This is a genomic window from Streptacidiphilus sp. ASG 303 (assembly GCF_020991365.1).
In the GTDB taxonomy this organism is placed as follows: domain Bacteria; phylum Actinomycetota; class Actinomycetes; order Streptomycetales; family Streptomycetaceae; genus Peterkaempfera.
The window spans coordinates 185,448-199,435 of record NZ_JAJLRA010000009.1; the positions used below are offsets into that span (position 1 = coordinate 185,448).

Annotated in this window: 14 protein-coding genes and 1 pseudogene; 8 read left to right on the top strand and 7 right to left on the bottom strand. The window is 78.6% G+C overall.

Annotation, left to right across the window (positions count from 1 at the left end):
* The first annotated feature begins 77 nt into the window (after positions 1-77).
* The 3 genes from LO771_RS14885 (at position 78) to LO771_RS14895 (ending at position 3,120) form a co-directional block, all read left to right on the top strand.
* On the top strand, positions 78-1,490 hold the full coding sequence (locus LO771_RS14885) for an MFS transporter (protein WP_230652480.1): 1,413 nt from the start codon (positions 78-80) through the stop codon (positions 1,488-1,490).
* Positions 1,487-1,936 carry a heme-binding protein gene (locus LO771_RS14890; RefSeq protein WP_230652483.1) on the top strand — a complete coding sequence of 150 codons (450 nt, stop codon included), beginning with the start codon at positions 1,487-1,489 and terminating at the stop codon, positions 1,934-1,936. Before LO771_RS14885 ends, LO771_RS14890 begins: the two co-directional genes overlap by 4 nt.
* A gap of 653 nt (positions 1,937-2,589) precedes the next feature.
* Entirely contained in the window at positions 2,590-3,120 is a 531-nt protein-coding gene (locus tag LO771_RS14895) for a GNAT family N-acetyltransferase (protein ID WP_230652485.1), read from the top strand.
* Positions 3,121-3,461: 341 nt separating this feature from the next.
* Here LO771_RS14895 and LO771_RS14900 read toward each other — a convergent pair whose 3' ends face one another.
* The 3 genes from LO771_RS14900 to LO771_RS14910 all read right to left on the bottom strand — a co-directional run bounded on the left by LO771_RS14900 (position 3,462) and on the right by LO771_RS14910 (position 5,756).
* Positions 3,462-3,821: a M48 family metallopeptidase gene (locus tag LO771_RS14900; RefSeq protein ID WP_230652488.1), complete on the bottom strand. Its 360-nt coding sequence runs from the start codon at positions 3,819-3,821 to the stop codon at positions 3,462-3,464.
* 218 nt (positions 3,822-4,039) lie between these two features.
* Positions 4,040-4,888, bottom strand: coding sequence for an SDR family NAD(P)-dependent oxidoreductase (locus LO771_RS14905; RefSeq protein WP_230652491.1), 849 nt, complete (start codon positions 4,886-4,888; stop codon positions 4,040-4,042).
* A 403-nt stretch (positions 4,889-5,291) separates the two neighbouring features.
* Complete coding sequence (locus tag LO771_RS14910; protein WP_230652494.1) at positions 5,292-5,756, bottom strand: ATP-binding protein; 465 nt, start codon at positions 5,754-5,756, stop codon at positions 5,292-5,294.
* 483 nt (positions 5,757-6,239) lie between these two features.
* On the opposite strand from LO771_RS14910, the gene LO771_RS14915 reads away from it, so the two are divergent.
* From LO771_RS14915 to LO771_RS14925, 3 genes are all read left to right on the top strand, one after another.
* On the top strand, positions 6,240-6,929 hold the full coding sequence (locus tag LO771_RS14915; RefSeq protein WP_230652496.1) for an SDR family NAD(P)-dependent oxidoreductase: 690 nt from the start codon (positions 6,240-6,242) through the stop codon (positions 6,927-6,929).
* Positions 6,930-7,199: 270 nt separating this feature from the next.
* Positions 7,200-8,057 (top strand): carbon-nitrogen hydrolase family protein, encoded by an 858-nt coding sequence (locus tag LO771_RS14920; RefSeq protein ID WP_230652499.1) that lies wholly within the window; start codon positions 7,200-7,202, stop codon positions 8,055-8,057.
* A gap of 21 nt (positions 8,058-8,078) precedes the next feature.
* Complete coding sequence (locus tag LO771_RS14925) at positions 8,079-8,897, top strand: DUF4241 domain-containing protein (RefSeq protein WP_230652501.1); 819 nt, start codon at positions 8,079-8,081, stop codon at positions 8,895-8,897.
* A gap of 505 nt (positions 8,898-9,402) precedes the next feature.
* Here LO771_RS14925 and LO771_RS14930 read toward each other — a convergent pair.
* Positions 9,403-9,561 (bottom strand): hypothetical protein, encoded by a 159-nt coding sequence (locus tag LO771_RS14930; RefSeq protein ID WP_230652504.1) that lies wholly within the window; start codon positions 9,559-9,561, stop codon positions 9,403-9,405.
* Between the two features lie 211 nt (positions 9,562-9,772).
* Between LO771_RS14930 and LO771_RS14935 the strand changes: the two genes are divergently transcribed.
* Positions 9,773-10,333: a hypothetical protein gene (locus LO771_RS14935; protein WP_230652506.1), complete on the top strand. Its 561-nt coding sequence runs from the start codon at positions 9,773-9,775 to the stop codon at positions 10,331-10,333.
* A gap of 295 nt (positions 10,334-10,628) precedes the next feature.
* On the opposite strand, the gene LO771_RS14940 is transcribed toward LO771_RS14935, so the two are convergent.
* A complete protein-coding gene (locus LO771_RS14940; RefSeq protein ID WP_230652508.1) occupies positions 10,629-11,408 on the bottom strand; it encodes a hypothetical protein in 780 nt (259 codons plus the stop codon).
* A gap of 306 nt (positions 11,409-11,714) precedes the next feature.
* Positions 11,715-11,894: pseudogene (locus tag LO771_RS14945) on the bottom strand (NAD(P)-dependent dehydrogenase); the annotation flags it as partial.
* 323 nt (positions 11,895-12,217) lie between these two features.
* On the opposite strand from LO771_RS14945, the gene LO771_RS14950 reads away from it, so the two are divergent.
* Entirely contained in the window at positions 12,218-13,183 is a 966-nt protein-coding gene (locus LO771_RS14950) for an SDR family oxidoreductase (RefSeq protein ID WP_230652511.1), read from the top strand.
* 257 nt (positions 13,184-13,440) lie between these two features.
* Here LO771_RS14950 and LO771_RS14955 read toward each other — a convergent pair whose 3' ends face one another.
* A complete protein-coding gene (locus tag LO771_RS14955) occupies positions 13,441-13,947 on the bottom strand; it encodes a DinB family protein (protein WP_230652514.1) in 507 nt (168 codons plus the stop codon).
* Positions 13,948-13,988: the final 41 nt, after the last annotated feature.

Below are 13,988 nucleotides of genomic sequence, written 5' to 3' on the forward strand. Positions count from 1 at the left end.
CCTTGCGGGCGTCGGCCCTCTCCTGCATAGTCAACAGTGCACTAGTCAACACTTGACTAAGGAGGTCCGTGGTGCGGATGCCGCAGCCGAGGACCGCCACCCTGGTGATCACCGGGGCCGGATCCTTCATGGTCCTGCTGGACGTCACGGTCGTGTCGGTCGCCCTGCCGTCGATCGGCCGCGACCTGCACGCCTCCCTGTCAGGGCTGGCGTGGGTGGTCGACGCCTGCACGCTGCCCTTCGCCGCGACGCTGCTCACCTGCGGCACCCTGGGCGACCGCGTCGGGCACAGGAGGCTCTTCACGGCGGGCCTCGCCCTCTTCACCGTCGGCTCGGCGCTCTGCGCGGCCGCCCCCTCCGCCGGGTGGCTGCTCGCCGGACGGGCGGTCCAGGGCGTGGCCGGCGCCGCGGTGTCCCCCAGCGGCCTGGCGCTGATCACCGCCGCGTTCCCCCGGGAGAAGGAGCGCGCCCGCGCGCTCGGCACCTGGTCGGCCGTCGGCGGCCTCGCCCTGGCGGCCGGACCTCTCCTCGGCGGCCTGCTGATCGAGGCCTCCGGGGACTGGCGGTGGGTGTTCCGGGTGAACCTGCCGATCGGGGCTGCGGCCGTGCTGGCCGGTACGCGCCTGCTCCCGGCGCACGCGGGACGGCGCCGCGGATCCGTCGACCTCCCCGGCCAGGTGCTGTCGACCGCGGGTCTCGTCTCGGTGGTGTACGCGCTCGCCGAGGGCGGCGTGCGCGGGTGGACCGACGGCCGGGTGGCGGCCTGCCTGGGCGCCGGCGCCGTCCTGCTGGCGGCGTTCACCGCCCGGCAGGCGGCAGCCGCCGAACCGATGCTGCCGCTCGGCCTCTTCCGGCGGCGCCTGTTCGGCGCGGGAGGCGCCGCGACGTTCGCCGTGGGCTTCGCCCTGACCTCGCACGCCTTCTTCATGAGCCAGTACTTCCAGGACGTGCAGCGGACCGGTGCGCTCGGCAGCGGGCTGCGGAGCCTGCCGACCACCGTCGGCATCTTCGCCGCGGCGCCCCTCGCCGGACGGCTGGCCGCGCGGTACGGCTACCGGGTCCCGGTCACCGCGGGCACCCTGGCCGCGGGCACCGGCGCCCTGTCCCTGACCGGGATCCGGGACGACACCGGCTACGCCTCACTGTGGTGGCCGCTCGCCCTCGTCGGCGTCGGCTTCGGCCTCGCGCTGAGCCCGCTGGTGGGGGCCGTCCTCGCCGCGGTCCCCCCGCAGGCGGCGGGTGCGGCGGCCGGGGCGGCCAACGCCGCCCGCCAGCTCGGCGGCACCGTCGGCGTCGCCGTCCTCTCCGCACTCGCCGCCGGGCGGATCGCGGACGGCAGCGGCCTCACCGCCGCCGTCCGCACGGCCTTCCTCGTCAACGGCGCCGTCCTGGCCGCCACGGCCGCACTCTCCTGGCCCCTGCTGCAGCACCCGCGAACCGCGCCGGCCGAGACGGCCCACCCCGCCCCGAAGGAGAACGAACCCGCATGAACAGGCTCACCGACGACGACGTCACCCGTGCCCTGGCCGCCGCCCGCGAGGCCGCGGACGGCCTGCCCCACTCCTTCGCCACCTGCGTCGTCGACGCCGGCGGCCACGTCCTGGGGCTGCTCCGGGACACGGCTGCGGCCGTCGCCGCCGCCCACAGCGCCGAGAGCAAGGCCCGCACCGCGGTCCACCTGCTCGCCGACACCGGCGCACTCCCGCCCACCAGCCCGCTGGTCCCCGCCCTCGTCTCCGGACTGCCCCACCCGGTCAACGTCTTCCCCGGCGGACTGCTGCTGCGCCGCGGCGGGGAGGTCGTCGGCGCGGTCGGCGTCGGGGGCAGCCCCGACGCCGGGGACGACCTCGCGGTCGCCCGGGCCGCCCGCCGGGCCGTGGAGGACCCGGCCGAACGCCGGGAACGCAGGGCCGGCCATGAGCAGGGGGCCTGCTGACCGCGGCCGACGGGACCGGTCGCGGCCGCCCCGCCGGCGCCTGGGGGGCCGCGGTCGGGGCCCTGCCCGTCGGATGCGCGGCCCTGCGGGGCCGTGACCGCCCGGCCGGTCAGCCGGGGAGGGCTGCGAGGGCGGAGGTTCCGGCGTGTCGGACGATCGCGCGGAGGGCATCCGCAGGGAGTGCCGGCGGCGGGAACCGGAGGCAGGTCCGGCCCCTTTTCGGTAGGGCCCGGGAAGGAGCCCTGCACGGTGCCGTCGGCTCGGGACCGCGCCCTCGGAGGGGGGAGACGGGACGACCGGGCGGCTCCGGAGGCGACGCGGGAAGCCGGCGCAGTCCTTTCACCGGCTCTCGACGCATGGCAGGATGCCTGCCGCACTGACCGTGCACGGGAACCGCCGACCGGGATCGGCGCAGCCGCCGCAGAGGACGGCTGCCTGCCGAGGAGGTCGCGCGTGGACCGGAGCTTCCGCACGAGGGACGATGCCATGGACCTGCTGGACCGCCACCTCGTGCCCGACGGGCATCCCCGTCTGGCCGCACCGTCCCGCCGCCCGGCGGAGGACGGCCCCGAGGACGGCAGGGGCGACGGGGGCGCAGGCAGAGGCGGGCGGACCGGCGCGCCCACGGGACGCGGGACCGGGGAGGCCGGGGCGTGAGCAGGGTCGGGCCCGAGGAGATCCGCACCGGGCGGCTGGTGCTCGTACCGCTGCGCGCCGAGCATGCGGACGAGATGGCGGGCGTCCTGTCCGACCCCGCCCTGTACGCCTTCACCGGGGGCGCTCCGGCGGCCGTGCCGGAGCTGCGCTCCCGCTACGCGCGCATGATCGCCGGACCGTCCGACCCGGCGGTCTCCTGGTGCAACTGGGTGCTCCTGCTCCGGGAGGAGGGGTGCCTCACCGGCACGGTCCAGGCGACCGTCACCGAGGACGGCGGCGACGGCGCGGGCCGCACGGCCGAGGTCGCCTGGGTGGTGGGCACCCCGTGGCAGGGACGGGGCATCGCCACCGAGGCGGCCCGCGCCCTCGTCGCCCGGCTCGGGGAGCTGGGGGTCCGGACCGTCGTCGCCCACATCCACCCGGACCACGGGGCGTCGGCCGCCGTCGCCGCGGCGGCGGGCCTCTCCCCCACCGGGCACCTGCACGACGGCGAGGTCCGGTGGCGGCTGACGCTGCCGGAGGGGTGACCGTCGGGGGGTGACCGTCCGGGAGCGGCCGGGTCGGGCGGCGGTCCGGGGCGGGCACGGGCCGGGCGGCGGAGCCGCGATGCCGGATCCGGGGATCGCACGCGTCCGGGAGGAGGCGCCGGGACGGGCTCGACGGACGAGGACGCCGCGGGCCGCCGGCTCCTGCGCGGCGGCGGGGAGAGGATCCTGCGCGACGGCGGGGAGGGGACGGCGGGGTCCGCGGCGGGAGCAGCGTCCCGCGCCACGGCTCCCGGGCGGCACAGCAGGGGCGGGCCGCAGGGCGGGACCTGCGGCGGACCGGGGAACGCCTCCGGTCCGCCGCAGGTCCCGGGACGGGCGTCTCAGGGGGAGAGCGCGTCGGCCATGCGCAGCCAGGGCCCGGCCTCCCCGGCGCGGCCCTGGCGCTCCAGGGTCCTGCCGAGCATCAGGTGGGCGTAGGACTCCACGGGGTCGCGGGAGAGGACCTCGCGCAGCTGCTCCTCGGCGCGGCGCAGCTGGGCCGAGTGGTAGTACGCGCGGGCCAGCAGGAGGCGGGGGCCGACCTGCTCGGGGAACTCCTCCACGACGGCGGCCAGCAGGTGCGCGGCCTCGGTGTAGGCCTTCTCCCCGAAGAGTCCGACGGCGCGCTCCCAGCGCTCCGCCGCGCCCTCCTCGCGGGCCGGGCCGCCGATGGGGCGGTCCGTGACGGGGGTACGGGTCATGGCACTTCCTTCCGACGTCCGGCCTGCGGAGCGGGCCGGAGCCCGCCCCCACAGATACTTGAGCACTCAAGTACCTTCCCGAACGCGCCGCCCTGCCGGTCTGTTCCCGCATCCGGCCGCCGCCCGGAGGCCTGGGCGAGGCGCCCCGGTGCCCCGGTGGCCCGGCAGGACGGGCCGGACAGGCCGGACAGGCCGGACGGGGCCGACGGGCCGGTCCGTCAGGCGAGCCAGCCGGAGGTCATCCCCAGGACCCGGCTGCCGTCGAGGTCCGCGAGCTTCGCGCCCACGAAGGCACGGGCCTGGTCCGAGGTCTGCAGGCGCAGCGGCGGAGCGGGGTCGGTCAGGGCGCCGACCACCGTGGCGGCGGCGTCCTGGGGGGTCTGGGCGGCGGCGAAGGCCGAGGATGCCCGCTCCAGGTAGGAGGCCAGGGCGGAGGCGTAGGGGCCGGCCGCCGCGACGGCGGCGTCCCGGTCCAGGCCGGCGTTGTCGACGAAGTCGCTGGCGACGGCCCCGGGCTCGACCACGACGACCCGCACGCCGGTGGTCGCGGCGACGGGCGCGAGCGCCTCCATGAACCCCTCGACGGCGAACTTCGCCGCGCAGTAGGCCTCGTTGAAGGGCTGTCCGACCACGCCGCCGACGCTCGTCACGCTGACCACCCGGCCGCCGGACTCCCGCAGGTGGGGCAGGGCGGCGCGGGTGAGGTGGAGCACGCCGAAGAAGTTGACCTCCATCACCGCGCGGACGTCGTCGACCGTCTCCTGCTCCAGCGTGGCGACATGGCCGGCGCCCGCGTTGTTGACGACCGCGTCCAGCCGGCCGTGGTCGGCCACGACCTCGGCGACGCACCGCTCGACGGAGGACGGGTCGGTGACGTCCATACGGCGGACCTCGACCAGGTCCTCCACCTGCGCTCGGCGCACCGCCGTGCGCAGCGCCTCCTCGCGGGAGGAGCCGCGCAGGGTGGCGACGGTCCGCCATCCGGCGCGGGCGGCGGCCACGGCGGTCTCCAGGCCGATGCCGGAGGACGTGCCGGAGATGATGACGACCTTGTCGCCTGCGGTCATGGGGTGCTCCTCACTGCTGGGTGCTGCTGCCGGGTGCCGCTGCCGGATGTCCGCGGCACGTCCGGACGCGCGGTCGGCCGTGCGGGCGGACGGGCGGTCCGGACGGGCGGTCCGGACGGAAGCGGCCGGGGCGTCGTGCCCGATGTCCGGAATCCTCCGGCCTGGAGTGCACTCCAGGTCAAGCGGCTCCCCCGCGGCGCGTCCGCCGGGTGCGGCGGTTCCAGTCAAGCGGCGCGCGGGGTCGTGCGCACGTCCGGGCGGCCGTCGGGGCGGGCCCCCGGCCCGGTCTCAGTCCGGCCCTGTCCGATCTGGTCCGGGTCGGCACGGCGGGCCGGGACCGAGCCCGGCCCGGCACGGCGTGGCGCCGGGCGGCACGGCACCGCCGCACCGGCCGCGCCCCGGTTCAGACCAGGGGCAGGCGCACGCGGACGCGCTTGCCGCCCGCGGCGAGGTCGGCCTCGACGGACCGGCACAGGGCCGCGACGATCTCCAGGCCGTGCCCGCCGACACGGGCGGCGTCGGGCACCCGGGGCACGGGCAGGGAGACCTCGGTGTCCCACACGGTCACCTCCAGCGCCCCGCCGGTCAGTTCCAGGTCCAGCAGGCAGGGACCGGGGGCGTACCTGACGACGTTGGCGACCAGTTCCCCGACGACGAGCTGCAGCGCGTCGCGGGTGCGGTCGGCGAAGGTCCGGCCGGTCGCGGCGGCGGCGCGCGCGAGGAAGTCGGCCGCGAACGCGCGGGCCGCGAGGGCGGTGCCGGGGGCGCCGTCGAACGTCGCCTCCCGGCGCAGCGCCGCAGGTCCGCCGGATGCCCGCCCGGGAGCGGCCCCGGGGGCGGCCCCGTCGTGGGGCAGGGTCTGCGCCATCGCACGGTCCCCCTTCTGCCGGCTGTCCGCCGACCGGAGAGCAGGACGCCTCCCGGACGCGGTTGGTTCGCTCCCGACCGGTACGGGCGGCGGCAGCGGGCCTCGGCGACGCGCACCGGAGCCGCCGGGGGACGGCGCGCACGCGGGCGCGCAGGTCCCGTACCGGCGCGCCGGACGCCGCCCCGCGCGGGCGTGCGGCCCCTGCGCCACGGATGCCCCCGACCCGGGTCGGGCGTAGGTTGGCGGCGTGGCGTCGCGCCTGCGGCCCCGGCGCGGTCCGACACGGTCCGGCGCGGGCGCGGGTCCGGGCGCGGGCACGGGTGCGGGCACGGGTGCGGGCGCGGCTGGAGGCCGGGCCCGGACGGCGGAGCGGGGACGGCGGAGCGGGAGCGGCGAGGACGGAGGCGGGCACATGGACGGTTCCGGGGCGGTGCGGACGGACGGCGGTACCGCGGCGGACGCACCCGGACGCGGAGGCCGGGCGTGAGGCCCGGCGAGGGCAGCATCGCCCTGGTCACCGGGGGCGCCCGGGGCCTGGGCGTGGAGGTCTGCCGGCAGCTGGCCCGCGCCGGCCTCACCGTGTGGCTGACCGCCCGGGACGGGGAGCGGGCGGCGGACGCCGCAGCGGCGCTGTCCGGCGACGGGGACGTGCGCCCGGCGCTGCTGGACGTGGCCGACCCCGGCGGGGCCGCCCGGCTCGCGGACCGGATGCCCCGGCTGGACGTCCTGGTCAACAACGCCGCGATCGACTACGACACCGACCAGCAGGCGCTGACGGCCGACCTCGACCGGGTGGAGCGCGCCCTCGGGACGAACCTCTTCGGCGCGTGGCGCACGGCCCAGGCGTTCGCCCCGCACCTGCGGAGCAGCCCCCACGGCCGACTGGTCAACGTCTCCAGCGAGGGCGGCTCGGTCGCCTCGTCGGCCGGCGGCCTGCCCGCCTACCACCTCTCCAAGCTGGCACTCAACGGCCTGACCCGGATGCTCGCCGCGGAGCTGCGCGCGGACGACGTGCTGGTCAACGCCGTCTGCCCCGGCTGGACCGCCACCGACATGGGCGGCGGCGGCCGCCCCGTCCCCGAGGGCGCCCGCAGCGTCACCTGGGCGTGCCTGCTCGACGACGGCGGGCCCACCGGCGGCTTCTTCCGGGACGGCAGGCCGCTGCCCTGGTGACCGCGGCCCCGTCCGCACACCGGCCGCGGCCTCCGCCCGGGAGGACCGGCGCGGGCACGGCCGGGTCCCCCGCACGCACGGCCGGGTCCCCACGCACGCACCTCCGCACCGTGCGCGGCGCCTCCCGTGCCGCCGGCGGCGGGCGGCGGGCGGCAGGCGGCCGCCCTCCCCGGCCGGTACCGGACCTCGTCCGGCGCCTCCCCGGAGGCGGCCCGGTCGGCGGCGGCCCGCTGCGGGCCCGACCCGCGGGCCCCGGATAGGTTGGCCGCCGTGGAACCCCCCTTCGCGCTGCCGTCCGCCCCGCTCACCGTGGCTGCGGGCCAGGCGTCCTGCACGCCGCTGGACCTCCCCGCCAACGTCGCCGCCGCGGCGGACCTGGTGCGCCGGGCCGCCGACCGGGGCGCGTCCCTGCTGGTGCTGCCGGAGCTCTTCCTCACGGGCTACGAGCCGCGCCTGATCGCGGCCGGCCCGGCCGCCTGCACCACGGACCCCGCCGACCCCCGGCTCGACCCGCTGGCCGCCGTCTGCGCGGGGACGGGCACCGCGGTGGCGGTCGGCGCCCCCGTGCGGGACCCGGGGACCGGAGCACTGCGGATCGCGGTCCTCGTGGCCGGGCGGGACGGGCGGTTCACGGTGGGGTACTGCAAGCAGCACGTCACACCGGCGGAGCGCGCCGCCGGGTTCGGCGCGGGCGGCGGGGGCGGCACGGTCGAGCTCCACGGCTGGCGGATCGGGCTCGGCGTCTGCTGGGACTCCGCCTTCCCGGAGCACGCCCGGGCCGCCGCCCTCGACGGCTGCCACGCCTATGCGGTGGGCGCGATGTTCGGCCGGGGCGGGGGCGTGCACCAGCGCGCCACGGTCATGCCCGCACGGGCGCTCGACAACACCTGCTACGCGGTGCTCGCCAACCACAGCGGGCCGGGCGGGGGCTACCACGGCTGCGGCGGCAGCGCCGTGTGGGACCCGCGCGGCGCACTCCTCGCCGACGCCGGCACGGACGGCCCCGGGCTGGCCGTCGCCGTCCTGGAGCCGGAGGTCCTGGCCCGGGTCCGCGCGGAGGAGCCGGTCCTGGCTGACCCCTCGCTGCGGGCGCCGCAGCACCCGCGCGGGAGCGTCCGGCTGCGCTGACGGCCCCGCTGCGATGCCGGAATGACCGGTTGTCAGTGGCGGCGCCTAGCGTGGAGGGCGTCATCGACCACCCGCAGCGAGGACCGCACCGTGCACCTGCCCCCGCCCGACGTCACCGCGATGTTCACCCCCGGACACTCCTTCGGCTTCGCCGAGGGGCGGCGGGGGACGGTCGCGGTGACCGACCCCGTCGACCTGGGACTGCCGACCGGACAGGTCGTCGCCTGCGACCCGTTCACCGGCTTCGGACCGTACGGCCCCGGCCCGTTCACCGTCTCCGTGCCACCGGGCCGGTACCCCGTGGTCCTCTCCGTGGTCACCGTCACCGGCCCCGGCGAGGCCGCGCCGGAGCGGCCGCACCGGCGGGTGGCCGGTGCCAGGCTCACCGTCCTCGACGCGCCCGTGGCCCGCTGGGAGCTCGCCCTGACGGAAGGTCAGGACCTCGCCGGACTCGGGGAGGACGAGTTCTTCGGCTACGGGGTGGACGCGGGCACGGGGTGCTTCGTGGACGCCTCCGCCGTGGAGGCGCTGGGGGACCACGAGGAGGAGACCGAGGCCCTGATGGGCGGATTTGAGGCGGTGGACTTCGACGCGGTGCCGGTGAGGACCGTCGCCCCGGCGGGCGCGGAGGCCGTCGCGTTCGGCTCCGGCTGGGGCGACGGCGCCTACCCCACCTGGGTCGGGCGGACGGCGGACGGCGACGCCGCCTGCTTCGTCACCGACTTCTTCGTCATACCCGACGGCCGTGACGACGCACCGGGCCCGGAGGCTCCGGAGGCGGGCGTCACGGAGACGGCCGGGGAGGGGCCGGAACAGCCGGGGCCCGGCGAAGGCTCCTGACGGCCCGTCCGGGGCGGACACCGGACACCGGGCGGGGCCGGGGCCGGGACGGCGGCCGCGGGAGCGGGGCGGTCGGCCGCGTACCGGGCCTGCCCCCGCCCGGGGCGGCTGCCGGACTCGCCCACCGGCGCCCGAGGGCCGTCGTGGCCGCCCGCGAAGGGCTGGGACGGAAGCCGGGGACGGCCGACCGCCTCGCTCGGGGCCGCACTCCCCCGCCGCACCGGGCCCCGCCACGGGTCGCCGGCCGCCACCGCCCGGACCGGCTGCGGGGCCGGCAGGAGGGCGCGGCCACCGGCATCGTCCCGGCCGGGGCCTCGGCGGGCGCCCCGGCCGGGACACCGGTGGCGGGGTGCGGATCGGCGGGGTGCGCGACGGCTGCGGCCGCCCCGGGCGCGCCGCACCCGGGCGGCGGGGCGACCGGTCGCACCGGGAGCGGCGCGGCGCCCGCCGGGCGGGCCGCACGGAGGCGGAGGAGCCGGGGCTGAGTGCGGAAGGAGCGCGCGGGTCAGTCGCAGCCGGGCTGCTGCTGACAGGACGGGCACAGCTCGTCGCGGCCGTTGCGCACGATGGTTCCCCAGCCGCTGCAGTCGTCGCAGGAGCGTGCACGGGCGACGTCGACGCGGGGGGAGGAGGCGGGAGCGTCGGGGCGGGCTCCGAAGGCCATGCGAAGGGGCTCCTTGGTCGTTTCATCCCTTTCGTCCATATTGTCACATCTTTGCACGGCGACGGTGCGAGGCGGGCCGCTCCGCTCCCGCGGTGGGCGGGGTCGCGGCCCGGGCCCGCAGGCACCCGCCGGTTGGCCCCGCCGCGGCCGGGTACCCGCAGCGGGAGCACGGACAGCACAGACGACGCACCCGACACGGGAGGAGACCGCCGTGGCACGCCACCACGACCCCGCAACGGCCCCGGAGGCGGAGGGCATCCCCGACCTCCAGGACGGCACACCGGAGCAGCAGCGCGCCGAGGACCCGCAGGTGATGTCCGTACCGGGGGACGCGCCCACCGCGGTCGAGTCCTTCGGGACGACCGCCGCCGAGCAGCAGGAGGGCGAGTCCCTCGACGACCGGCTCGCGCAGGAGGAGCCCGACGTGGGCCAGGAGCCGCCCGGGAACGGCTACGGCGACGAGGACACCGGCCTGGCCCTCCCGCCGGAGGGCGGCCCGACGCCGGGCCTGGCGGAGCCGGCCGGCGGCAGCGCGGCGGGCGACCCGGCGCCGGTCGGCAGCGGCGGGACCCCGAACACCACCGGGTCGGACGAGCAGCAGCCCGAGATCGCCGAGGGGCCGGTCCCCGGCCTCCAGCCCGGCGAGGAGGTGGCACGCACCGGCCACCGGCCGCCGCTGGAGGTCGACCCGCCCGGGGGTTCCGCACTCCCCCGCGCCGCGTCCGGCGACCCGGAGGCGGTCCGTCGTCAGAAGGAGCAGGGAGGGCCCTGAACCGGGCGGGGTGGCGGTCCCGGCGCGGGGTGCGGACGGCAGCGCCGCACCCCCGGCCGCCGGACCCCGCGGGGCGGTGGGGCGCGGACGCCCCGCCGCCTCACCGCCTCGCGGCGTCCGGCGGAAAGGACTTCGTGCGGGCGGCAGCGGAAACGGGACTGCAGGGCGTCCGCCTGGACGGCCCGCCGGACCCGGGAAGGGCCGCGGATCCGGGAGCCGCTCGCACGGACCGTGCGCGTGCCGCCCCGGGCGCCTCCGGGGCGGCGGGGAAGCCGTGCAGGGGCGTTCCGGCCGCTCAGCCGGCCCCGCCGGGGTCCCCCTGACGCCGTCGCCTGCCGAGGGCGCGTGAGAGCAGGACCCCGAGGAGGACGAGGGCGGCGCCCAGCCAGGCGGGCCCCGAGCCGAGGGCGAGGACGACCACCCCCACCGGGACGAGGTAGCCCGTCAGCGGCAGCAGCAGGTCGGCCAGGGGCGGCGCGGGCGGCGCGAGGACACCCGCCTCCCGGCGCGCCCGTGCGCGCACCACGTCCGGGTACCACGTGGTGAAGCGGAGGGCGGCGAGGATGGCGCCGATCTGGATGATCCAGCCCGTCCACAGCTCGTTCGGGTCGTGCAGCACCAGGTCGCCGTACGCGCCCGCGGCGGCCGCGACGAGGAAGGCCGCGGCCCAGGCCCCGGTGACCACGTAGTTGGTCCGCACGAAGACCGGGTCGTCCCAGAGCTCCCGCGGGGTCTCCTCGCGTGCGTACGGGAGGGTGAACGGCCGGCGGACGGCGATGGAGCCGCAGGCGATGGCGGCGAGGGCCAGGTTGGAGAGCTCGCCCGCGTACGTCTCCAGCCAGCGGTGGGTGCCGGCGGAGGCGAGAAGCCCGATCACGGCGAGGGCTGCGAAGAAGGCGACGTCGCAGAGCTCCAGCAGCTTCCACGTCCGGCCGGAGTGCCCGAGGTGGCCGCCCACGACGATCACGAGCGCCAGCACCAGGGACAGGACGACCGCGGTCTCGAACCGCCCCGGGCCCACCAGGACCGAGAAGACGATCCACGGCGCCATCCCGACGACGGGACTGTCGAGCAAGGCCGGGAGGCGTCCCCCGGGCCTGCCGGCGGGGGCCCGGTCGGCGCCCGACCGGTCGGCGGCGGCAGGCCCGGCTGCGGGCCCGGTGTCCTGGCGGGCCTTCCTCATCACGCCACTCCCTCATCCGTCCCCTGGAGCGGCCCCGCGGCAGGTGCACCCGGCCGCACGGACCCGGTGCCGGGCGGGCCGGGCGACGGACGGGCCCGCCTCCCCCCAGCCTAGGAGCCCTCCCGCGGACCGGCGACCCGTCCCCGCTCGGTGCGCGGTAGGGCGGCCCCGTGCCGCGCCGCCGTGGCGGAGCCGCTGCGGCAGGGGCGTGCCGCCGGTGGCGTTGACGACCTCGCCGATGGTGCAGTCCGCCTCCTGCGAGGCGGGGAAGACGTGGGCGGGGGCCGTCTCGGCGGGCTGCGCAGGCCGTCCGATCGGCGCCTGCCCCCCGAACTCCGTGACCTTGCCGGCGGGCATGGTCACGGGGCCCTGCGGGGTGGACCGGTCACGGGCCGTCGTGGGGCTCCTCAGGGGCGGACTGCGGTACGGGACCGGCAGGGCGCGGTCCGGTCGTGCGCGTGTCCGGCCGTTCCCGCCGCCAACGGCCCGGGACGGCCCGACGCCCGGACGGCACCGCGGCCGGGCCGGGACGGTCCCGGGCCGGTCCCGGCCGGGGCGCGCCGCCCGGCCGGGGACGGACTCCCCGTGTGGGCCGCCCGCGGGTGGGCAGCCGTCCCCTGGAGCGGGGCCGGGCGCCCCGGGCGCCGCCCCGCCCGCCACCGGCCGGGACCGGCCCGGCCGCAGAGACCCCGGAGCGGCTCATGACAGCACCCCGCCGGAAGGGCCGCCTCCGCGGCCGCACCGCCCTGGTCACCGGCTCGTCGCGCGGCCTGGGACTGCAGCTGGCCCGCGAACTCGCCGGGCGCGGCTGCCGCGTCGTGCTCTGCGCCCGCGGTGCCGAGGAGCTCGCCGCGGCCGAGGCGGAGCTGCGGGCGTCGGGCGCCGAGGCGGCCTCGGTCGCCTGCGACCTGACCGACCCCGAGGCGCCGAAGCTCCTGCTGGACACCGTCCACCGGTACTTCGGCCGCCTCGACGTGCTGGTCAACAACGCCGGCGTGATCCAGGTGGGCCCCCTCGGCGCCCTGCGCGAGGAGGACTTCCGGGAGGCGATGGAGACCATGCTCTTCGCGCCGCTGCGGCTGACTTTGGCTGCCCTGCCGGACCTGCGGGCGGGTCAGGGGACCCTGGTGAACGTCTCGTCGGTGGGCGGCCGCATCGCGGCGCCGCACCTGCTGCCGTACGTGGCGGCGAAGTTCGCCTCGGCCGGGCTGTCGGAGGGGCTGCACGCGGAGCTGGCGCAGGACGGCGTGCGGGTGACGACCGTGCTGCCGGGCCTCATGCGCACCGGCTCCCACACCGCCGCCCGCTTCCACGGGCGGCCGGGGGCCGAGTACTCGTGGTTCGCCGCGGCCGCCTCGATGCCGCTGCTGTCGATGGACGCCGGGCGGGCCGCGCGGGCGATCCTGCGGGCCGCCGAGCGGGGGCGCGCCGAACTCGTCCTGACCCCGGCCGCGAAGGCCGCCGTGCGGCTGCACGGCGTGGCGCCCGCGACCACCACCCGCCTGCTCGGCCTGGCGGCGCGGACGCTGCCGCGCGCCGGGGACCGCCCGGACCACGCCGTGCCGGGCGCCGCGGCCGCGGGCCGCTCGCGGCTGCCGGGCTGGGCCACCGCCCTCGGCGACCGGGCCGGGCGGCGCCTGCACCAAGAGCCTCCCGCGGCTGGGTGACGCGGCGCCGACCCCAGTGGGTGGGGTCCGCGGCCCGTCCGCCCGGCCGGCTACCGGCCGGCACCGGTCCGCGCGGCCTGGCGGGCGGGGGCCGTCCCGGAGGAGGCGTCCGCGGCGGAGCGTCCGCGGCGGGGGCACGGGACGCGCGGAAGCGGGTGGCGCCGTGGGCAGCGGGTCCCGGGACGGAGCGGACCCGCCGCCGGGTCCGCTCCCGGGGTCCGGCGGACCGGCCCTCAAGCCCTCAGCCCCTCAGCACCTCAGGCCCCGACGGTCCCGTCGACGGCCTCGCGCAGCAGGTCGGCGTGGCCGGAGTGCCGGGCGTACTCGTGGACGAGGTGCATCATGACCAGGCGCAGGGAGACGTCCTCGCCCCAGCGCGGCTGGTGGAAGGTGACGTCCAGCGACTCGGCCTCGCGCTCGATGCGGCGGGAGTGCGCGACCTCGGCCTGCCAGGCGTCGAACGCCTCCTTGCCGGTCGCCGCGGCCACGTCGAACGCCACCTGGAAGTCGCCCTGGTCGGACCAGACGAGGGGCAGGTCCTCACCTGCGGCCGTGCGGCGGAACCAGAACCGCTCCACCTCGGCCATGTGCCGCACCAGGCCGAGCAGGGTGAGGTCCGAGGTGGGCACGGCCCGCCGCCGCAGGTCCTCGTCGGAGAGGCCGTCGCACTTCATGGCGAGGGTCGCCCGGTGGAAGTCGAGGAAGGCGCGGAGCATCTCGCGCTCCCCCGCGATCACGGGCGGTCCGATGCGTTCGGTGGTCACGGGCGGTCCTCCGGGTGCGAAGAGCGGGACGGGTGTGACAG

Coding starts and splice junctions, on each gene's coding strand:
- LO771_RS14925 (WP_230652501.1), top strand. CDS start 8,079: ATGACCGGTTGTCAGTGGCGGCGCCTAGCGTGGAGGGCGTCATCGACC.
- LO771_RS14885 (WP_230652480.1), top strand. CDS start 78: ATGCCGCAGCCGAGGACCGCCACCCTGGTGATCACCGGGGCCGGATCC.
- LO771_RS14930 (WP_230652504.1), bottom strand. CDS start 9,561: ATGGCCTTCGGAGCCCGCCCCGACGCTCCCGCCTCCTCCCCCCGCGTC.
- LO771_RS14950 (WP_230652511.1), top strand. CDS start 12,218: ATGACAGCACCCCGCCGGAAGGGCCGCCTCCGCGGCCGCACCGCCCTG.
- LO771_RS14905 (WP_230652491.1), bottom strand. CDS start 4,888: ATGACCGCAGGCGACAAGGTCGTCATCATCTCCGGCACGTCCTCCGGC.
- LO771_RS14900 (WP_230652488.1), bottom strand. CDS start 3,821: ATGACCCGTACCCCCGTCACGGACCGCCCCATCGGCGGCCCGGCCCGC.
- LO771_RS14890 (WP_230652483.1), top strand. CDS start 1,487: ATGAACAGGCTCACCGACGACGACGTCACCCGTGCCCTGGCCGCCGCC.
- LO771_RS14910 (WP_230652494.1), bottom strand. CDS start 5,756: ATGGCGCAGACCCTGCCCCACGACGGGGCCGCCCCCGGGGCCGCTCCC.